The organism is Woeseia sp. D3-10 (assembly GCF_055809415.1).
Genome location: NZ_JBVVTW010000007.1, coordinates 3,668,579 through 3,686,036, shown reverse-complemented (window position 1 = coordinate 3,686,036; position 17,458 = coordinate 3,668,579). Strand labels below are relative to the sequence as shown.

Sequence of the window (17,458 nt, the reverse complement as noted above, 5' to 3'; positions counted from 1 at the left end):
ATCGAGTATGGAGTTTAAGACAATCGCAGTTCTCGGCCGGGACGAGGACCCTCGCGTCGCGGAACCGATGCTGTTGCTCGCGGAGCACCTCACGCGGGCCGGCGTCGACGTCATCGCGGATTCAGCCGAGAACTTCGATCTGCCGGCCCGTCAGGTCAACGAAACCGGTTTCGCGCGTCAGGCCGACCTGATAATCGCCATCGGTGGCGATGGCACGATGTTGTACGCGGCGCGCCTGGCATTTGATCGCAACGTACCACTGCTCGGCGTCAATCGCGGACGGCTCGGCTTTCTTGCTGACATTACTCCGGCCGAAATGCTGGAAAGTGTCGACCAGGTTCTTGCCGGCGACTACTCCCGGGAATCCCGCCAGTTACTGGTGGCCGAACGCATCCGCGACGGTAAAGTCGAGGCGAGTGCCATGGCACTGAACGACGTAGTCTTGCAGCGCCGGGAAACCGGCCGCATGGTCGATTTCGAAACCCGCATTGCAGGACGCTTCGTGAACGCGCACTCCGGCGACGGCTTGATCGTCGCTACGCCGACGGGCTCAACCGCCTATGCCTTAAGCTGCGGCGGACCGATCATCGAACCATCACTGAATGCAGTGGTCCTGGTGCCCATTTGCCCACATACGCTTAGCGACAGACCAATTGTCGTGCCCTCAACACTGGAAATCGAAATCCGGGTTCTGGAGCGAATGGACACGAAAGCGGAAGTCACCGTTGATGGCCACACCCTTGGCGATTTCACGCCGGAAGATCGATTGCTAGTCCGGGATGCGGGTAGCCAGGTAACGCTCATCCACCCGCCCGGCTACGACTACTTCGAGATTCTGCGATCCAAGCTGCACTGGGGGCGTGATAGCCGTCGACGCGGTGGTTCGGACGAAGTGTCGGAGTCCTGACATGCTGACCAGTTTGCAGGTACGTAACTTCGCCATCATCGACCAGGTCGATGTGGTCTTCGCATCCGGCATGACAGTGCTCACCGGCGAGACCGGCGCCGGCAAGTCAATTCTTGTGGACGCACTTGCGCTCGTGTTGGGCGAGCGCGGCAGCGCCGGGCTTGTTCGCGAAGGCGCAGACCGAGCCGAAATTTGTGCGGAATTTGACATCAGTGAACACAAAGCGGCCAGCGCCTGGCTCGCAGAACAGGCACTGGACGTGGACGACGCCTGCGTCCTGCGCCGGGTCATTGGTGCTGACGGTCGCTCGCGTGCATTTATTAATGGCACCACGGCAACACTGCAGAGCCTCGCGGCACTGGGCGCGCTGTTGCTGGACATTCACGGTCAGCACTTTCACCAGTCACTCGGTCGACGCGAGGTACAACGGGACCTGCTGGATCATTTTGGCAAGCTCACGGAACAGCGCATTGCCATTGCTGCAGCCTGGACCGAGTGGCACGAGCTGGCGGCGGAACTGAAGTCACTGGAAGACGACGACGCGGATCGCGCGTCGCGAATCGACTTGCTGGAATTCCAGCTCGACGAACTCGAAGTGCTGGATCTAAAGCCGGACGAACTCAATGAGTTACACGCAGAACGCAAGAAACTCCAGTACAGCGGACGCATTGCGGACGGCGTGGCCGAAGCACTGCAACTCATCTACGAGGCAGAACCCGACAACGCACACCGCCTGCTTGCCAAAGCCCAGCAGTCGTTGCAGCCGCTCGGGGAGTTCGACAAGAATCTCGCCTCGGCAGTGACCTTGCTCTCGGAGTCGGTCATTCAGGTGGCAGAAGCCGCGGACCAGTTGCAGCGGTGCGCCGACAATCTGGACGCTGACCCCGCAAGACGAGACTGGATTGAAGAGCGGCTCGACGCCGTTCAATCGATCGCGCGCAAGCACCGGGTCGAACCTGACGCGTTGAGTGATTTGCGCGAACGCATCGCGCAACAACTTGACGATTTACGCAATGCCAAACAGCGTGGCGAACAACTCGAAGAACGTGTCGCAAAAGCCTGGGGCAACTACGAATCACAAGCGCAAAAACTCAGCAAAGGCAGACAGCAAGCCGCGAAAAAATTGTCCGTGGCAGTGACGGCTGCGATGGCCGACCTGGGTATGCCAGGTGGCGTTTTCGAGGTCACTCTGAAACCGCGGGGTGAGAATGACGCACGTGCCTGGGGCCTTGAGGATGCTGAGTACCTGATTAGCGCCAACCCGGGCCAACGTCCCATGCCACTGACCAAAGTTGCCTCCGGCGGCGAGTTATCGCGCATGAGTTTGTCGATTCAGGTTATTGCCAGTGACGGCAGTGCCATCCCTACAATGATCTTTGATGAAGTGGATAGCGGTGTGGGCGGTAGTGTTGCGGAGATGGTGGGCCGGCGTCTGCGTGAATTGGCGGGGCGTCGCCAGGTTCTCTGCGTAACACATCTACCGCAGGTTGCGAGCCAGGCCGGTCAGCATTTGCGTATCAACAAAATCTCGGACGGCAAGTCCACACGCACCACAGTGACGGTCCTTAAGAAAGAAGAACGCATCGAAGAGTTGGCGCGCATGTTAGGCGGCGTGGAAATCACCAAGCGAACCCGCGATCACGCTGCGGAAATGCTCGGCAAGGTGGGTAACGCTAGCAAGAAGCGCAAACGCAGCGCAGGCTGAATCGCCTACTTGTCTTTCTTGAGAGGCTTTACGTAAAGCACGAGGCTGTGATCGATCAGCTCGTAATTGTGTTTGCGCGCAATTTCTTTTTGCAGACGTTCGATCTCTTCGTTCATGAATTCGACGACATCCCCGGTCTCGACACAAACCATGTGATCGTGATGTTCGCCCTCATCGACTTCGAAGACTGAATGACCGCCTTCAAAGTTGTGCCGGGTCACAAGGCCCGCAGATTCAAACTGGGTCAGTACGCGGTAGACCGTCGCGAGCCCGATATCCTCACCTGTCTCCAGTAATTCCTTGTAGATATCTTCGGCGCTGAGGTGACGAGTACCGTCGCCCTCCAGAATCTCGAGGATTTTCAGCCGCGGCAAGGTCACTTTCAAACCGGCTTTTCTAAGTTCCTGGCGCTGTAACATCCGCAACACTCTCAATTTATTAGGGGAAATCCGCGGCTATCGTCGCCGGCGTCGAGCAGGTATCATTCAGCGCCTATTATGACCCAGTTATCCGTACGGCTCCACCTGTGCAGACGGAGTCTGGGTAATCCCCGGCCAATTTGATTCGAGAACCCATGCAACGATTAGCCCTGACACTGTTCGCCTTTCTGCTACTGTCACTGACCAGCGCCTGCGTCTACCAAGCGCCGCTGTCACAAGGCAACCTGTTGAAAGAGGATGACCTTGAACAGGTTGAAGTGGGTATGACCCGCAGCCAGGTTCGCTTTTTGCTCGGCACGCCAATGGTGAACGACCCTTTCCACAAGGATCGCTGGGACTACGTCTACTACCTGCGTGTGGGCCGCGAGAAAGCGAGCTTCAAGCGTTGGGTATCAATCTACTTTGAAGACGAAGCGGTTACGCGCATCGAAAAAGACCGCGGACTAAGCCCCAACATCTGAGCGCAACGTTGGCCGGGACGGCCTACTCTACTGAGCCGACGATTTCTGGCCCATCGCGCCGCCATGCTCGGCAAGCTGGCGCCGTGCTTCGCGGGGGTCCATCAGTAGCGCACGGTAAACCTCAACCCGATCACCGCTGCGCAGTATCTGGCTGCGTTCGGCTGGCTGCCCCCAAACGCCGGTTGCCAGGACGTCAAGGTCGACATCGGGAAACAACGCCCGAATCCCCGACTGTTCGATCGCATCGTCAACACAACTTCCCACGGGTACGTTCACTGCTTTTATGACCTGTTGAGCCGGGGTCGCGAATACGACCTCAACCTGCAGACCAGTGCCGACATCACTCACGTTCCACCGCCTGCGTAGACCGAGCCAGCTCTCTGTGTAAATGCATCAACCAGCGAATTGCAGGTATCCTCAAAAAACGATCCAAAGATGACATCGACAAACGCCGACTCAAACTCAAAGTCGATATCGAGCACAACCTTGGACCCCTGTCCGTTCAGGTCCGTGAATCGCCAGCCACCTTCAAGATGGCGAAACGGGCCGCCCACCAGCCTCAGCTCTATCGCATCGTAGGCGTGACCGGTATTGCGGGTAGTGAATGATTTGCGAATGCCTGACTTGTTAAGTTCCAGAGTTGCTTCAACCGTATTGCCTTCACGCTTCAAAACGCGGGCGTCGCTGCACCACGGCAAGAACTCTGGATACGCCTCAATGTCATCCACAAGTTCGTACATTTGCCGGGCACTGAAGGGGACCAGCGCACTGCGGTGAGCGCTACGCATGAGCAAACATACTTCCGACCGTGCCTGCTGGAAACGGTCTAGCCACCTGAGAATTCAGGCAACACGCCGATGGCCTTAAGGAACACGAACAGGATCGCGACCGGCGCCACAAACCGCGCCAGGAAACGCCATACGCGGTATCCGGTCCCAGCCCCGCCGAGTTCTTCCGAGGTCGAGTTCCGGCACATGACCCACGCGGCGAAGATGGTTATCAGGAGGCCACTGAGCGGCAACATCACGTTGCTGGTCAGGTAGTCGATGTTGTCGAACAACGTACCTCTAAAGAAGGTCACGTCAGATATGGCGTTAAAGGAGAATACGGTAGCGAAGCCCAATACCCATATCACGCCACCCACTATCACCGCGGCTTGCGAACGAGTGCGCTTGAAGTGTTCGACACACCAGGCGACAGCTGGCTCAACCAGGCCCAGAGCAGATGTCCAGGCGGCGAATGTCAGCAAGACGAAAAAGATGGTTGCGAAGATTGTGCCGCCCGTCATGTGCCCGAACGCGAGGGGCAGCGTAACGAATACCAGACCTGGGCCGTCTGCCGGATCCAGACCGTTCGCGAACACTAATGGGAAAATGACAAGACCAGCGAGTATTGCGATGCCGGTGTCAGCGATGACGACCGCCGTCGACGCACCAGTAATGGATGTTTCCTCAGGCAGGTAGGCGCCGTAAGCCATAATCGCGCCCATGCCGATACTCAGGGTGAAAAACGCCTGCCCCATCGCAGCAAGTACGCTGTCCCAGGTCAGCGCATCGAAATCAGCCGAGAACATGAACGACACACCGCTGCCAAAGTGCCCGGAATTTATCGAGTAGCCAAGTAAGGTGAACATCAGCAACAACAGTGCCGGCACCATAAAGCGAACGGCTTTCTCGAGACCGCGCTCCACGCCCCGCGCTACGACGAAGACCGTGAGCCCCATAAAGAATGTGTGGCACAACGCCACCTTCCACCAACTGCTGGTGAACGAGGAAAACTCGGCGCTGATGTCAGCGGCATTGGCACCGGTGAAGGTACCGCTAATGCTCTTGAAGACGTAAGCCAGCGTCCAGCCGCCTATGACGCTGTAATAGGAAAGAATCAGTACGCCGGCGAGAACGCCCATACCACCAACCCATTTCCATTGACTGGAACTGCCTTCTTCCTTGCCAAGCAACGCCATGGTGGCGACCGGGTTGCGTCGGCCGCGACGGCCGATGAGGATTTCCGACATCATGACCGGCATGCCAATCAGGAATACGCACAAGAGGTAAACGAGGACGAAAGCGCCGCCGCCATTCTGACCGGCGATGTACGGAAACTTCCAGATGTTGCCGAGGCCAACCGCGGACCCGGTCACCGCCAGTATGAATGCCATTCGTGAGGACCAATGGCCGTGTAGTGATTTGCGTTTCCCGCCGTCGCCAGCTTCCGGTGTGAGCATTATTATTCTCGTCTCCCGCGATGGCCCGGATTCTGGATCAAATCAGGAGCCCTGACAACAACGCTCAACCGTGTGGAGTGCGGCTTGCTCCCGTATAATCGCCGGTCGCCTTGGGCAAATGGTCGCAAGACACCGCAATGAGCAAATCGAAAAAAGCTGGGAAAACGGACTCGCGCATTGCGGAAAATCGCAAAGCTCGGCACGACTATTTCATCGAAGACACGTATGAAGCCGGCCTTGTCCTGCAAGGCTGGGAGGTCAAGAGCCTGCGGGCCGGTCGCGCGCAGATTACCGAAACCTACGTCCACCTGAAGAATGGTGAAGGCTGGCTGATCGGCGCCAACATATCGCCGCTCCTGAGCGCCTCTACGCACATCACCGCAGATCCGACGCGCACCCGGAAGTTACTGCTGAACAAGAACGAACTGGACCGGATGGTAGGTGCCGTCGAACGCAAGGGCTACACACTGGTGGCGCTGAACCTGCACTGGTCGAAAGGCAAAGCGAAGGTGGACATCGGCCTGGCAAAGGGCAAGAAGCAACATGACAAACGGGCGACGGACAAGGCACGGGACTGGGAACGCCAGAAGGCGAGAATTCTTCGTCCATAACTGTTAAAACAATGACCTATGCTCTATTTATGATGTTTTAAATTAAGTTTTGCTGGGGGCAACTTAGAGGCATCTGACCCAGGTTCCAGGCGCAGCAGCAGCCGCTCACTACTCACTGGCGAGCATCGGCCAATCCTGAAACCGACCACCTGAAATCTCCACCGAGCGACCTTCGAACCAGAGGACAACCTTCAGATCACCCTCGTTACCACCCTGGTCTTGGGGGCAACTCCAGCACTCCCTGTCCGTTTGAACCGCAGCGCACGATACCAAAACTGCAGTACTTCGCTCGTACCCAAGCAATGCCAAGCTCGAATCAAGAATCAAACTTGATCCACCACTGACAGGCATCCAAACAAGAAGTTATGCGCTTTAGCTAAAGTTATTCGCTGCGTTCGCTTGGGGGCAACTTCAAAGCCTTATGCCAGGTCGCACCGTATCTCCAGGTGCGGCGACAGCGGCTCACCGCACGCAGGCCAGCGGAAGCCAAATGGGCAACGACCGCTAGCTCATCTTCGGCTTCGACAAAACACCGAACAGGATCGGCCCTGAAAAGACATTGGCTGGGTTCGCTTGGGGGCAACTACAGCCCCTTCAGCTCCAATTACTCAATGCGTACAGGTGCAGAAACAACTGGTTGACCCTCGCTTTCAGGCGGGGCCAAGGATGGTGTGACGAACAAGTCGATATCACTTATTTCTTATATAATAACCAATTACTTATCGATAATAATTAACGTCTTTTATCACATCTGTTTGGGGGCAACTACAGAGCCCTCTGCCCAGTCGCACAGTGACTCGAGGATTAAGAACAACTGCTCGCCGCTTGCACTCAAGCGATAGCCGACCCGGGGAATTTTCTCAATGACGCCCAGGCTGGAGAGATCGTGCACGCGCGCCTGCAATACACTGGGGGAAATCCGTCCACTGGCAGCCTGCAGCGCCCGAAACGTCAGCGCTCCGGCACGCAACTCCCAGATTACGCGCAAGGCCCAACGCCGCCCCAGCAAGTCGCTCAGAGCGACAAACGTTGTCGGCGTGGGTTGACGTCGCCATCGTCCAGGGCTTTTATTCATGCGGCCTCCCGCTACTTGCTATACAAACAGTAGCGCCTTTGGTTTTTGCTATGATATCAATAGCGTAGCTGAGGGTTTGAACAATACAAGTCAGCGCGGCCTGTTGCTGCTCGTATTCGATTCAGCTGGTAAGTGATTGTAATTTGCCGAAACGCCCCTACACTGTGGGCAGCGTCGGCAGGTGGCCGGCGTTGATAGACACCGGGGGCGACATGGCTTCGACGTGGGTCGCGAAACTCTGGGTGCATGCCGAGGAACAGATAACCTCGTAAATCCAGCTGTAACACTTATAGTTGCCAACGACGACAACTACGCATTAGCTGCTTAAAAACCAGTTGAATGCCCTCTGACCGGATGTGCCTGTGCGTTCGGGGTCCAGGGGTCACCCACATAGGACCGCGGGGAGGGTGTGCTCAGCACGCAAACCGTTAAATCCAATCTGAGCAGGCCGTGAGTCTTCCCTGCCCTTCGGGTAGCTCTCGGTGAGATTAAAGAAGGGATAAGCATGTAGACCTCATAGCGGAGGGCTTGCGGACGCGGGTTCGATTCCCGCCGCCTCCACCAACAAAATCTGGGCCCCTTTTGGGGCCCATTTTGTTCGCGGTGCCCGCGCCAACCACCCGCGTGGGTTTGGGCACAGTATGCCGCTGACAGGTGTGGCGCTCATAAAATCTTGCGAGGTGGTGGTTCGATTCCCGCCGCCTCCACCAACAAAATCTGGGCCCCTTTTGGGGCTCATTTTATTGGTCGCGTAAGTACGGACTACCTGAACGGCCTCAGGCACATACGCACTGCAGCAGCGGCTAAAACCAATTCCTGATTGGTTCTGATTCGATTCCCAGTTTCTGCGCTACACACGGGCTTGTCGGAATCCACCGTGACGCTGCATGCCATTCCAACAGAGGCCTCCCTGTCTCTGTCGCATAGAGTTGCCCCCTACTGTCCTTTTGACATTCAGAGCCATCTGGGGGCAACATGCGCGGCCACGGAAAACCAGCTATCCGAAAGTTGCCCCCAAATGCGCCTGACCGATACCACCATCATTAATGCAAAGCCTGCCAGCAAGGCGCAACGCCTGTTCGACGGCGGAGGGCTGTATCTGGAAGTAGCGCCATCAGGTGGCAAATGGTGGCGACTCAAGTACCGCTATGGCGGGAAAGAGAAGCGAATCTCTCTGGGGGTTTACCCGCGAGTGAGCCTGATAGAGGCCCGTACGCGCCGTGACGCTGCCAAACAGCAGCTCGGCAACGGCATCGATCCAAGTGCCGCCCGGAAGGCACAAAAGGCCTTACGGCAGACAATGGGTGCTTCCAGCTTCGAGGCCGTGGCCCGCGAGTGGTTTGCCAAGCACGAGCCCAAATGGTCGCAGGCGCATGCGGTACGAGTTATCAGTGGCCTGCAACGCGATGTCTTCCCGTGGATCGGCATTGGAGAAATCAGCCAGTTAACACCGCAGGAATTATTGAGCACTGTCCGAAGGGTAGAACAACGAGGAGCGCTCGAATCGGCGCACCGAACATTGAGCCTGTGCGGTCAGATCATGCGTTACGCTCTGGCTACAGGACGGGCCGCACGGGACATTTCAGCGGACCTCCGCGGTGCCCTGCCCCAGGTCAAAGCCAAGCACTTCCCCACAGTGACTAAACCGGATCAGATCGCCGAGCTGCTACGAGCCATCGACGCCTATCAGGGAACGCCGGTGGTCAGCAGTGCCCTGAAGCTCGCGCCGCTGGTGTTTGTTCGACCCGGTGAACTGCGCAAAGCCCGCTGGAAAGAAATCGACCTTAAAGCCGCAGAATGGCGCTTCACGGTCGCCAAATCAGGAATTGAGCACGTCGTCCCGTTGTCCCGACAGGCGATCCCGATACTCGCGAATCTGCAGACGATTACCAGCAACAGCGATTACGTCTTTCCGGGCGGACGCAGCAAAACGCGCCCGATGAGCGACAACGCCATACTCGCCGCCCTCAGAAGCATGGGTATCTCGAAAGACACGATGACCGGCCACGGGTTCCGGGCAATGGCTCGAACGATTCTTGGCGAAGTCCTGAGCTTCCGACCGGAACTTATAGAGCAGCAGCTGGGTAATACGGTGGACAGCGAAGTCAATCCGCTCACCAACAAGTCCACCCACCTCCGGGAACGAAAAAAGATGATGCAGGCCTGGGCTGATTATCTCGATCGCATTAAGGCGGGCAACGACGAGCCGAAATCTGCAAAGAAACCCAAAAACAAGGCTAAGGATTTGACCGCGCCCGTGAATTTCGAACTTTTCTAGTCCCCCCTCCAACCCGGTCGGGGTTACCTCCCGCTTTGTCGCTAACGTCGTTAGAAAGCAGGATTCAACCGGCGACCTTCCGAAGCTACTGAACAAAAAGTAAAAAGGTTGCTTAAGTTAGACAGTAACTTTCTGTTTTTAAAGCTATATAAACAATAACGAAGGTCGACAATTACATATCCTAACGGGGCACAATTTGGGGCAACTTTAGGGGCCAATGTCGGGGCATTTTTGGACAGAAATTCATAAAGATCTTGTTTTTAAAGGCAATTATTTTATTTCTTGTAGAAATTTGCTCTACCGAAATTAATCAGAGGCTTTTGACGTACAGATTCAGCGCCTTGGCGCGATTAAGTCCGGCCATGCGAGTGTATGAACATTCAATGGTATGCGCTGGGCGGCACCGCTGGCTGTCACCGCAGCGCCGGATTCGCGAGATGATGAACTGGTGATTGCATTTGAGGCTGCAAAGGCTGCAGGCCACTACAACGTTGCAATGCTAGAAGGCCAGGCGCCGACAGGAATGGTCACGCTGGCTCAGGACAGGGGAAATTTGACCTCATGCGAACCGGCGATGTCGATCCGCTGACTACTCGATTGCTTTCAGGCTGGTCGCAAACACCTAACAACGACGACGCCATATATCGACGCATTTGAGGATGCGACGGCCATTTGCCGGGCAGGTACTACAGCCGAGCGAATCTACAAAATTTGCACGACACTTCACGTCATATTGGGCATGCGACTGTTAGCACCTAGCAATCGTCGCTCAACGTGTCGCCAACACTAATATCGTCTTTGGCGATGCCGGTCACCAGCAGGCCAACATTCTCACCAGCACCGGCTGACTCCAGCAATTTGCGGAACTGCTCTATTCCAGTAACTTGAATATCCGTCTTACCGACCTTGGCAGAGTCGATACAGATTGAATCCCCTTTGGACACCATTCCCGATGCAATTTTGCCGGTAACCACAGTGCCACTGTTCGTAATGTTAAATACATCCGCAATGCTCATGTGAAATTCTTCGTTACCGGTTGCCGCTGCTGGGGCCATTGTCGCCACATCAGCTGAAGGCTGTGACACCGTGGAAGGCTCTTCCGACGAGCAGCCGTACAGCGAGAATATGACGGATAGCAGAACTACGTTTCGCATTGCACACTCCTGTCTTAACCTGTTGTGATGAAAATTTCGGTCATAGGGCAGCAATTCGAAATTTCTGCCAACCAATATGGTGCAACTCTTAAGCTACCTGATCTGCGTACCAGCGACTTGCAGCACACAGCCTCGGTCGTCACTCAGCTGTTCGCAAAGTCACCGCCGGAAATCCTTTTCATCCCACATCGAAGTCAGCGCTTAAGCGATTTTCCTCTGGGCGAAGTTAACGTTGGCAAGCCAGTTTCAACCGTAGTGACAATGTGTGCCGGTATAGAAATACCGACCCTCCAACCCGGCTAGTCAGCCAGCGTAACCACGCTGGGGATTTCCACGCCTCGTTCGGTGAGATTCACAAACAGAGATATGCGATCAAACAACCCACTCATGCTCAGCATGATGTCGCGAGTTGCCTGAGTGACTTCCGGCGTCGTGTCCTCGCTTTGCTGAATGTCGCTCGCTTGCGCAATAAATGCGTAGTAGCGCTCGGCATCCATGTGCATGGCGTAGAAGGGCGCCGGCTCCGTCGCTTTTGCGGCGAGCATCGCTGACAAGCGCCTGTCACCGCCCTCGCCTACTGCCAGTGCCAGGCCGCTGCCGTTCATCGCCAGCCACGCTTCTTCAACGGGAGCTTGCAATAACGGTGAATCGAAACGAACCGGTTTGCCATCAGCCTGCAGGTTCAGGCCGGCGAGTTCAGGACTGAACATGCTGCCCATCGCCACGAGGCCCGCCGCGTTGTCCGTCGCCAAAAGGAATCGCATGTCGATCGAGGTTGGAGGTACTTGGGCAGCTAGGTTCCCACCTTGCACGTCATCAACGACGGCGAGAAAGCCTTTCAGGCTGTACGCGACTGGCGGCAAGGGCTGTTCCAGTGCCATCCGCCCCTGAGCAACGCTGGCCTGCAAATCCGCAAGCAATTCGCAGTCGAACGGATCGTCATCCATGGCATCCAGGCGTGCTTCCAGGAATGAACGGAATGCCAGCAGGTCGATGCTCATGCCGATTGAGAACAAACCGCCATGATCTGCACCGAGTCCCGGCACGGGTGCCGTCAGTGCCTTTAATCCGTTGGCGATATCGGCGCGCAGTTCCAGCACCGTGTTAGATGCGATAACGTCGGCATTGATTTCGGTGTAGCCCGTTAGCAGCCGTGGCGCGATATCAGCCAAAGATGACAGCTCCGATTTGCACACCGCACTCAAAGAGTCACTGTCATAGTCGGCCAATTCGAACAGCTCTGCGTTTACGCCTGTTGGCTCATTGAGGAACGTAGTCGCAATACCCCTGAAATCTATGAAGCCAACACCGTGCGCGGTAAATCCATAGTCATCGCTGATTTGATCCAACTTGCCGGAGTCGGCGATAGACTTCGTCGGCAGTGTCAGACCGAGCACAGTGCGCAGTAACTCGTCACTCGCTTCGGTAGGCAGCACGGTCAATACGAGTTGCTCGTCAAATCTGGCCAGAATAAACGTAGCGTCGTTGTCGCCCGCGTAGCGATATTCTTTACCGTCAATTTCGGCGGTTGCCATCGCAGAGTCGGCGTCCGCTTCAATATCGGCAAACACGCGTTCGAAGGCGTCACCGTCCGTCAGGCTGATTCGCAACACAGGTACCAGACCCACACCGTACATTGCCATCGTTGATTCGCGACCGATGCCTGCTTCCCGCATTCCCGACACCGAAAACAAACCTGTCATCTTGTCGAACAATGCGATGACTCGTTCGCGATTCTCTGTCGTCGTCATATTGACAATTTCGGGGTCCTCAACGTCCGCTATAACAGCCGCACGCAGCAAACTCTGGTAACCCTGCAGTAGTTTCTCAATTCGCGGCTCAAGTTTGTCAGAAAGATCATCCGGCAGCGGTTGCAGAATGCCAAACAGATACGGGGTATCGGCCGCCACGTACTGGAGTATCGGCGAGTCGGCGGCCTGAACCGCATCCGCTCCCTTGCTGCAGGCCGCTACGAGCGCCAGCAACAGAACAGCGCATAAATTTCGGAGGAAGGTACTTGCTTGCATGGTTTGTCATTCCATATTCGTGGTGCGTGAATGTCGGCTACCGGCATCAGCTTGCTGGCAACACGGAAGGATACTGGCAATACCCTGACCCGGCGCGTATCAGGTCTCATTTCACCGAGATTGTTTGACCTGCTTCAGCACAGGCGTCGTTTCTTCCGCCTGCCCGAGTACCTCAAGGTATTGCTGTCGAATCTCAGCGACGTGCTTGTCAACCGTTTCCGGACGCCAGTTATCCGTCGAGACCGGCGGCAAGACGTCCACCTGTACCCGTGCCGGACGAATGAACAGACTGCCTTTTGGCAACACATCACTGGCGTTATGAATGACGATTGGAACGATCGGTACGTTCGCCTGCATGGCGATATGAAACGGCCCTTTCTTGAACGGCCCCAGCCGATCACTGTTGCTACGGGTGCCTTCAGGCGCAATTGCCAGCGACAAGCCGGAGCGCAATGACTCGACCACGGGGCGCAACGCTTCAATTGCTTTCTCGTGATTGCGTCGGTCAACGAACACCGTATCCGCCACTCTGAATACCGGGCCAACCAGCGGGTTCAACGCGATTTCCTGTTTAGCAATCGCCGTGAAATCACGGCGTAACAACTTGGCAATAATCAGTACGTCGATGGCGCTCTGATGATTGAACAGGAACACGGCGGGCCGCTGCTCCCAAACGTAATTCTCCCCACGCACGCGAATGTCGACACCGGCAAGTGCACTGCCGAACTCGCCCCAGGTCGTTACCGCGAGATTTACCGCATCGCGACGAGACTGGTTCAATATCCAGGTTGGCACGATTTGCAGCGCAGCTGAGAAGAACGCGCCGTACGCGAGGCCGGTCCGCACCACTTCCTTCAAGCCTGGCAGACCACGGCTGCTGAAATCGCGTATCGGCCAGTCACGCCGCTTTGCGATCTCGCGCAAGGTCGTATCCGGGTTCAAAGGCCGCGGCCTGCCGACCGCTTCCAGCAACGGCAAATCCTCAAGGCCGTCGCTGTAAAACCAGCAATCAGCCAGATCGACGCCGCGTTCAGCGGCAAACACTCGCGCCGCATCCAGCTTGCCCTGGGCGAACACGACCGGCTCGCGAATTTCGCCTGTGAATACACCGTCTTCCACTTCAAAGTGGTTGCAGAGCACATGACTCATGCCCAGCTCACGAGCTGTTGGCTCGATCTGATAAGGGGTTGCCGACGACAGCACCGCCACGGTATGCCCGCGCGCCTGATGGGCGCGCAACAGCGCCCGCGATTCCGGGTAGACAGAGCCCGCAAGGTACTTGCGGAATACGGTTTCGCCGAGATCGATGAACTCCTGCTCGCTGACACCGGCGAGCGTCCTGCCCGCATCGCGCAGCAGCTGCGCATAGTCGCTGCCATTAATGCCGTGCGTCACCATGCCGAAAAACTGCGCAATAGCGTCCCGAGGCGTCAATTTTCCGGAAACGAGGCGTTCGCGGAAGACCGAGGCAATGGAGAACCCGAAGATCAAAGTGCCGTCAAAGTCGAAGAACGCAATACTGCCCGGGCCCTTGGCCGAGCGCTCCGCCTCGCGCGTAATCTGGCCATATACGGCCCTGACCGACGAATTCGCTGCCACTGGCTACCTCCTGAATGCCCGCAGCTTACCGCAGATCCGGTCTTTTACGGCTTGATTGTCAACTGACATATCAATTGGCCTTGCCGCTCTCTATAATCCGCGGCCACTTCGCCACAGCACTTATTCTCATGTCCGATCTTTCCAAGCTCCGCAACATCGCCATTATCGCGCACGTCGACCACGGCAAAACCACCCTGGTAGACCAACTGCTAAAACAGTCCGGAACGCTCAATGAACGGGCGGCTATGCCCGATCGCATGATGGACTCCAACGATCTGGAGCGTGAGCGAGGCATCACCATTCTGGCCAAGAACACGGCCATTCGTTGGCACGATTACAACATCAACATCGTCGACACCCCCGGGCACGCCGACTTCGGCGGCGAAGTTGAGCGCGTCCTGTCGATGGTCGACAGCGTACTGCTGCTCGTGGACGCGGTTGACGGCCCGATGCCACAGACCCGTTTCGTTACCCAGAAAGCGTTTGCTCGCGGCCTCGTGCCAGTCGTTGTCATTAACAAAATTGATCGCGACGGCGCGCGCCCGGACTGGGTGCTGGATCAAACCTTCGATCTCTTTGACCGACTGGGCGCCACTGACGAACAACTGGATTTCCCGGTGCTCTACGCGTCGGCACTGGAAGGCTACGCTAGCCATGATTCCACCGCCCGCAGCGGTGACATGCAGCCGCTGTTCCAGGAAATCGTCGACAAGGTGCCGTCACCGCCGGTGATCATTGACGGCCCGCTGCAGTTGCAGGTTTCCAGTCTTGCCTACGATTCCTACGTCGGCGTACTCGGCATCGGGCGTGTCCAGCGCGGCGCAATCGCCACCAATACCGCTGTCAGCGTCGTGGGCGCCGATGGCCGAACACGCAATGCACGCGTGCTCGAACTGTACGGTTTCCACGGTCTGGAACGGCGCAAGATCGAAACCGCGAATGCTGGCGACATCGTCGTATTCAGCGGCATTGATGACCTGAATATTTCAGACACGTTATGTCCACGCGATCATCCGGAAGCGTTGCCTCCACTGGCAGTCGACGAACCCACCATTAGCATGACCTTCCAGGTGAACAAATCACCGTTTGTCGGTCAGGACGGCAAGTTTCTCACCAGCCGCCAGATCCGGGAACGACTGCAACAGGAGCTGAAACACAACGTTGCGCTGCGCGTTGACGATACCGACGACCCCGACAAATTCCGCGTCTCCGGCCGCGGCGAACTGCATTTGTCGGTATTGATAGAAACAATGCGTCGCGAAGGTTTCGAACTCGCGGTATCGCGCCCTGAAGTGATTATTCACGAAGTTGATGGCGTGAAGCAGGAACCGTGGGAACAACTGACCGTCGATTTTGAAGAAGCCTATCAGGGCGGCGTCATGTCACGCATTGCCGAGCGCAAAGGTGAACTGCTGAACATGCAGTCGGACGGCAAAGGTCGCATGCGTCTCGACTACCGCATCCCGACCCGCGGTCTGATCGGCTTCCGGACTGAGTACCTTACGGCAACGTCCGGTACCGGCCTCATCTACCACGTGTTCGAAAAATACGATCGTCATATCGCAGAGTCCCTCGGTCAGCGCAATAACGGCGTGCTTATCTCCATGGTAACGGGCAAGGCGCTGGCCTACGCCCTGTACAACCTGCAGGAACGCGGCAAACTGTTCATAGGCCACGGTGAGCCGGTCTATGAAGGACGGGTTATTGGCATTCACAGTCGGCAGAACGACCTCGTCGTTAACCCGACCAAGGCCAAGCAGCTGAACAACATTCGTGCGGCCGGCAACGATGAAAATATCGTCCTATCGACACCGATCCGCTTTTCACTGGAACAGGCGCTGGAATTTATCGACGACGACGAACTGCTCGAAGTCACTCCGAACAACATCCGGCTGCGCAAGAAATTATTGAGTGAGAACGAACGCAAGCGGGATTCACGACTGCGAGCATGACCGAAAGCGACGACAGCGCACTCGCTTATCAGGCACTGCAACCCGACGACATACTCGATACATTGGAGAGTCTCGGTTTTAATTGCAATGGCCGCATGCTGGCACTCAACAGTTATGAGAACCGGGTTTATCAGGTAGGTATAGAAGGCGGTCCGCCGGTCGTTGCAAAGTTCTACCGGCCGGCCCGCTGGACTGACGAGGCGATCGAAGAAGAACACCAATTCGCTGCCGAACTCGCGGCCGCGGATATCCCGGTGGTCGCGCCGCTGCGCATCAATGACGCAACGCTGCACCATCACGGGCCGTTTCGGGTTTCGGTATCACCCTGTCATGGCGGGCGCTCACCGGATCTCGACAACGACGAGTTGCTGCGTCAGATCGGTCGACTCGTGGCTCGCATACACCTGCAGGGCGAACGGTCCAATTTTCAACACCGGCCGCACGTGGATATCGAGAGCTACGGTATCGATTCGCACGATTACCTGCTGGACAACCAGTTCATACCTGAGGAACTGGAAGAGGTGTACATCGGCATAGCGGATCACTTGTTCGACAATATTGAAGCCGCTTTCGAGCGTGCTGGTACCGTCCGCGAATTCCGTCTACACGCCGATTTTCACCCGGGCAACGTCCTGGTGCAGGAAGACCGGGTGCATATTGTTGACCTCGACGACGCCCGCACCGGCCCCGCGGTTCAGGACTTATGGATGTTCCTGTCCGGCGACCGAGAAGAACAAACCCCTCAGCTCAGCATACTGCTTGACGGCTATCAGGAATTTCGCCCGTTTGACGCCCGTGAACTCCACCTCATCGAAGCTCTGCGCAGCCTGCGGATGATGCATTACGCCGCCTGGCTGGCGCGCCGCTGGGAAGACCCGGCCTTCAAACAGGCGTTTCCGTGGTTCAATTCCCGCCGTTATTGGGACGAGCACATTCTGAGCCTGCGCGAGCAAACCGCATTGATTCAAGAGCCGCCATTGGCGTGGTACGCCTGACCAAGAGCCCTGCTCACCTGCCTGCCACAT

15 protein-coding genes and 1 other RNA gene are annotated in these 17,458 nt (G+C 56.7%); 8 read left to right on the top strand and 8 right to left on the bottom strand.

Annotation, left to right across the window (positions count from 1 at the left end):
• Positions 1–7: 7 nt before the first annotated feature.
• Positions 8–907, top strand: a complete 900-nt coding sequence (locus tag AC0L8N_RS16870) for an NAD(+) kinase (RefSeq protein ID WP_473669283.1) — start codon at positions 8–10, stop codon at positions 905–907.
• Between the two features lies 1 nt (position 908).
• Complete coding sequence (recN, locus tag AC0L8N_RS16865; RefSeq protein ID WP_473669281.1) at positions 909–2,612, top strand: DNA repair protein RecN; 1,704 nt, start codon at positions 909–911, stop codon at positions 2,610–2,612.
• 5 nt (positions 2,613–2,617) lie between these two features.
• Here the strand turns inward: recN and fur are convergent, their stop codons facing one another.
• Positions 2,618–3,031, bottom strand: coding sequence for a ferric iron uptake transcriptional regulator (fur, locus tag AC0L8N_RS16860; RefSeq protein ID WP_473669279.1), 414 nt, complete (start codon positions 3,029–3,031; stop codon positions 2,618–2,620).
• Between the two features lie 155 nt (positions 3,032–3,186).
• On the opposite strand from fur, the gene AC0L8N_RS16855 reads away from it, so the two are divergent.
• On the top strand, positions 3,187–3,513 hold the full coding sequence (locus AC0L8N_RS16855) for an outer membrane protein assembly factor BamE (protein ID WP_473669277.1): 327 nt from the start codon (positions 3,187–3,189) through the stop codon (positions 3,511–3,513).
• Between the two features lie 27 nt (positions 3,514–3,540).
• Here the strand turns inward: AC0L8N_RS16855 and AC0L8N_RS16850 are convergent, their stop codons facing one another.
• The 3 genes from AC0L8N_RS16850 to AC0L8N_RS16840 are packed head-to-tail and all read right to left on the bottom strand — an operon-like array spanning position 3,541 to position 5,737.
• Positions 3,541–3,861: an RnfH family protein gene (locus AC0L8N_RS16850; protein ID WP_473669275.1), complete on the bottom strand. Its 321-nt coding sequence runs from the start codon at positions 3,859–3,861 to the stop codon at positions 3,541–3,543.
• Complete coding sequence (locus tag AC0L8N_RS16845; RefSeq protein ID WP_473669273.1) at positions 3,858–4,301, bottom strand: type II toxin-antitoxin system RatA family toxin; 444 nt, start codon at positions 4,299–4,301, stop codon at positions 3,858–3,860. The genes AC0L8N_RS16850 and AC0L8N_RS16845 overlap by 4 nt, the downstream gene beginning before the upstream one ends.
• A 38-nt stretch (positions 4,302–4,339) precedes the next feature.
• A complete protein-coding gene (locus AC0L8N_RS16840; RefSeq protein ID WP_473669271.1) occupies positions 4,340–5,737 on the bottom strand; it encodes a sodium-dependent transporter in 1,398 nt (465 codons plus the stop codon).
• Between the two features lie 137 nt (positions 5,738–5,874).
• Here AC0L8N_RS16840 and smpB point away from each other — a divergent pair, with 137 nt between their 5' ends.
• Positions 5,875–6,348 (top strand): SsrA-binding protein SmpB, encoded by a 474-nt coding sequence (gene smpB / locus AC0L8N_RS16835; RefSeq protein WP_473669269.1) that lies wholly within the window; start codon positions 5,875–5,877, stop codon positions 6,346–6,348.
• A gap of 745 nt (positions 6,349–7,093) precedes the next feature.
• Here smpB and AC0L8N_RS16830 read toward each other — a convergent pair.
• Entirely contained in the window at positions 7,094–7,423 is a 330-nt protein-coding gene (locus AC0L8N_RS16830) for a winged helix-turn-helix transcriptional regulator (protein WP_473669267.1), read from the bottom strand.
• Between the two features lie 203 nt (positions 7,424–7,626).
• Between AC0L8N_RS16830 and ssrA the strand changes: the two genes are divergently transcribed.
• Together ssrA and AC0L8N_RS16820 are read left to right on the top strand one after the other, a co-directional pair.
• Positions 7,627–7,987, top strand: a transfer-messenger RNA (tmRNA) gene (gene ssrA / locus AC0L8N_RS16825).
• 313 nt (positions 7,988–8,300) lie between these two features.
• A complete protein-coding gene (locus tag AC0L8N_RS16820; RefSeq protein ID WP_473669265.1) occupies positions 8,301–9,701 on the top strand; it encodes a tyrosine-type recombinase/integrase in 1,401 nt (466 codons plus the stop codon).
• A gap of 755 nt (positions 9,702–10,456) precedes the next feature.
• On the opposite strand, the gene AC0L8N_RS16815 is transcribed toward AC0L8N_RS16820, so the two are convergent.
• The 3 genes from AC0L8N_RS16815 to AC0L8N_RS16805 form a co-directional block, all read right to left on the bottom strand.
• Complete coding sequence (locus tag AC0L8N_RS16815) at positions 10,457–10,855, bottom strand: EF-Tu/IF-2/RF-3 family GTPase (RefSeq protein ID WP_473669263.1); 399 nt, start codon at positions 10,853–10,855, stop codon at positions 10,457–10,459.
• 299 nt (positions 10,856–11,154) lie between these two features.
• Complete coding sequence (locus AC0L8N_RS16810; protein WP_473669261.1) at positions 11,155–12,882, bottom strand: hypothetical protein; 1,728 nt, start codon at positions 12,880–12,882, stop codon at positions 11,155–11,157.
• Between the two features lie 111 nt (positions 12,883–12,993).
• Complete coding sequence (locus tag AC0L8N_RS16805) at positions 12,994–14,481, bottom strand: HAD-IB family hydrolase (RefSeq protein ID WP_473669259.1); 1,488 nt, start codon at positions 14,479–14,481, stop codon at positions 12,994–12,996.
• Positions 14,482–14,609: 128 nt separating this feature from the next.
• Between AC0L8N_RS16805 and typA the strand changes: the two genes are divergently transcribed.
• Positions 14,610–16,433 (top strand): translational GTPase TypA, encoded by a 1,824-nt coding sequence (gene typA, locus AC0L8N_RS16800; protein ID WP_473669257.1) that lies wholly within the window; start codon positions 14,610–14,612, stop codon positions 16,431–16,433.
• A complete protein-coding gene (locus AC0L8N_RS16795) occupies positions 16,430–17,428 on the top strand; it encodes a serine/threonine protein kinase (RefSeq protein ID WP_473669255.1) in 999 nt (332 codons plus the stop codon). The genes typA and AC0L8N_RS16795 overlap by 4 nt, the downstream gene beginning before the upstream one ends.
• Positions 17,429–17,458 lie beyond the last annotated feature (30 nt).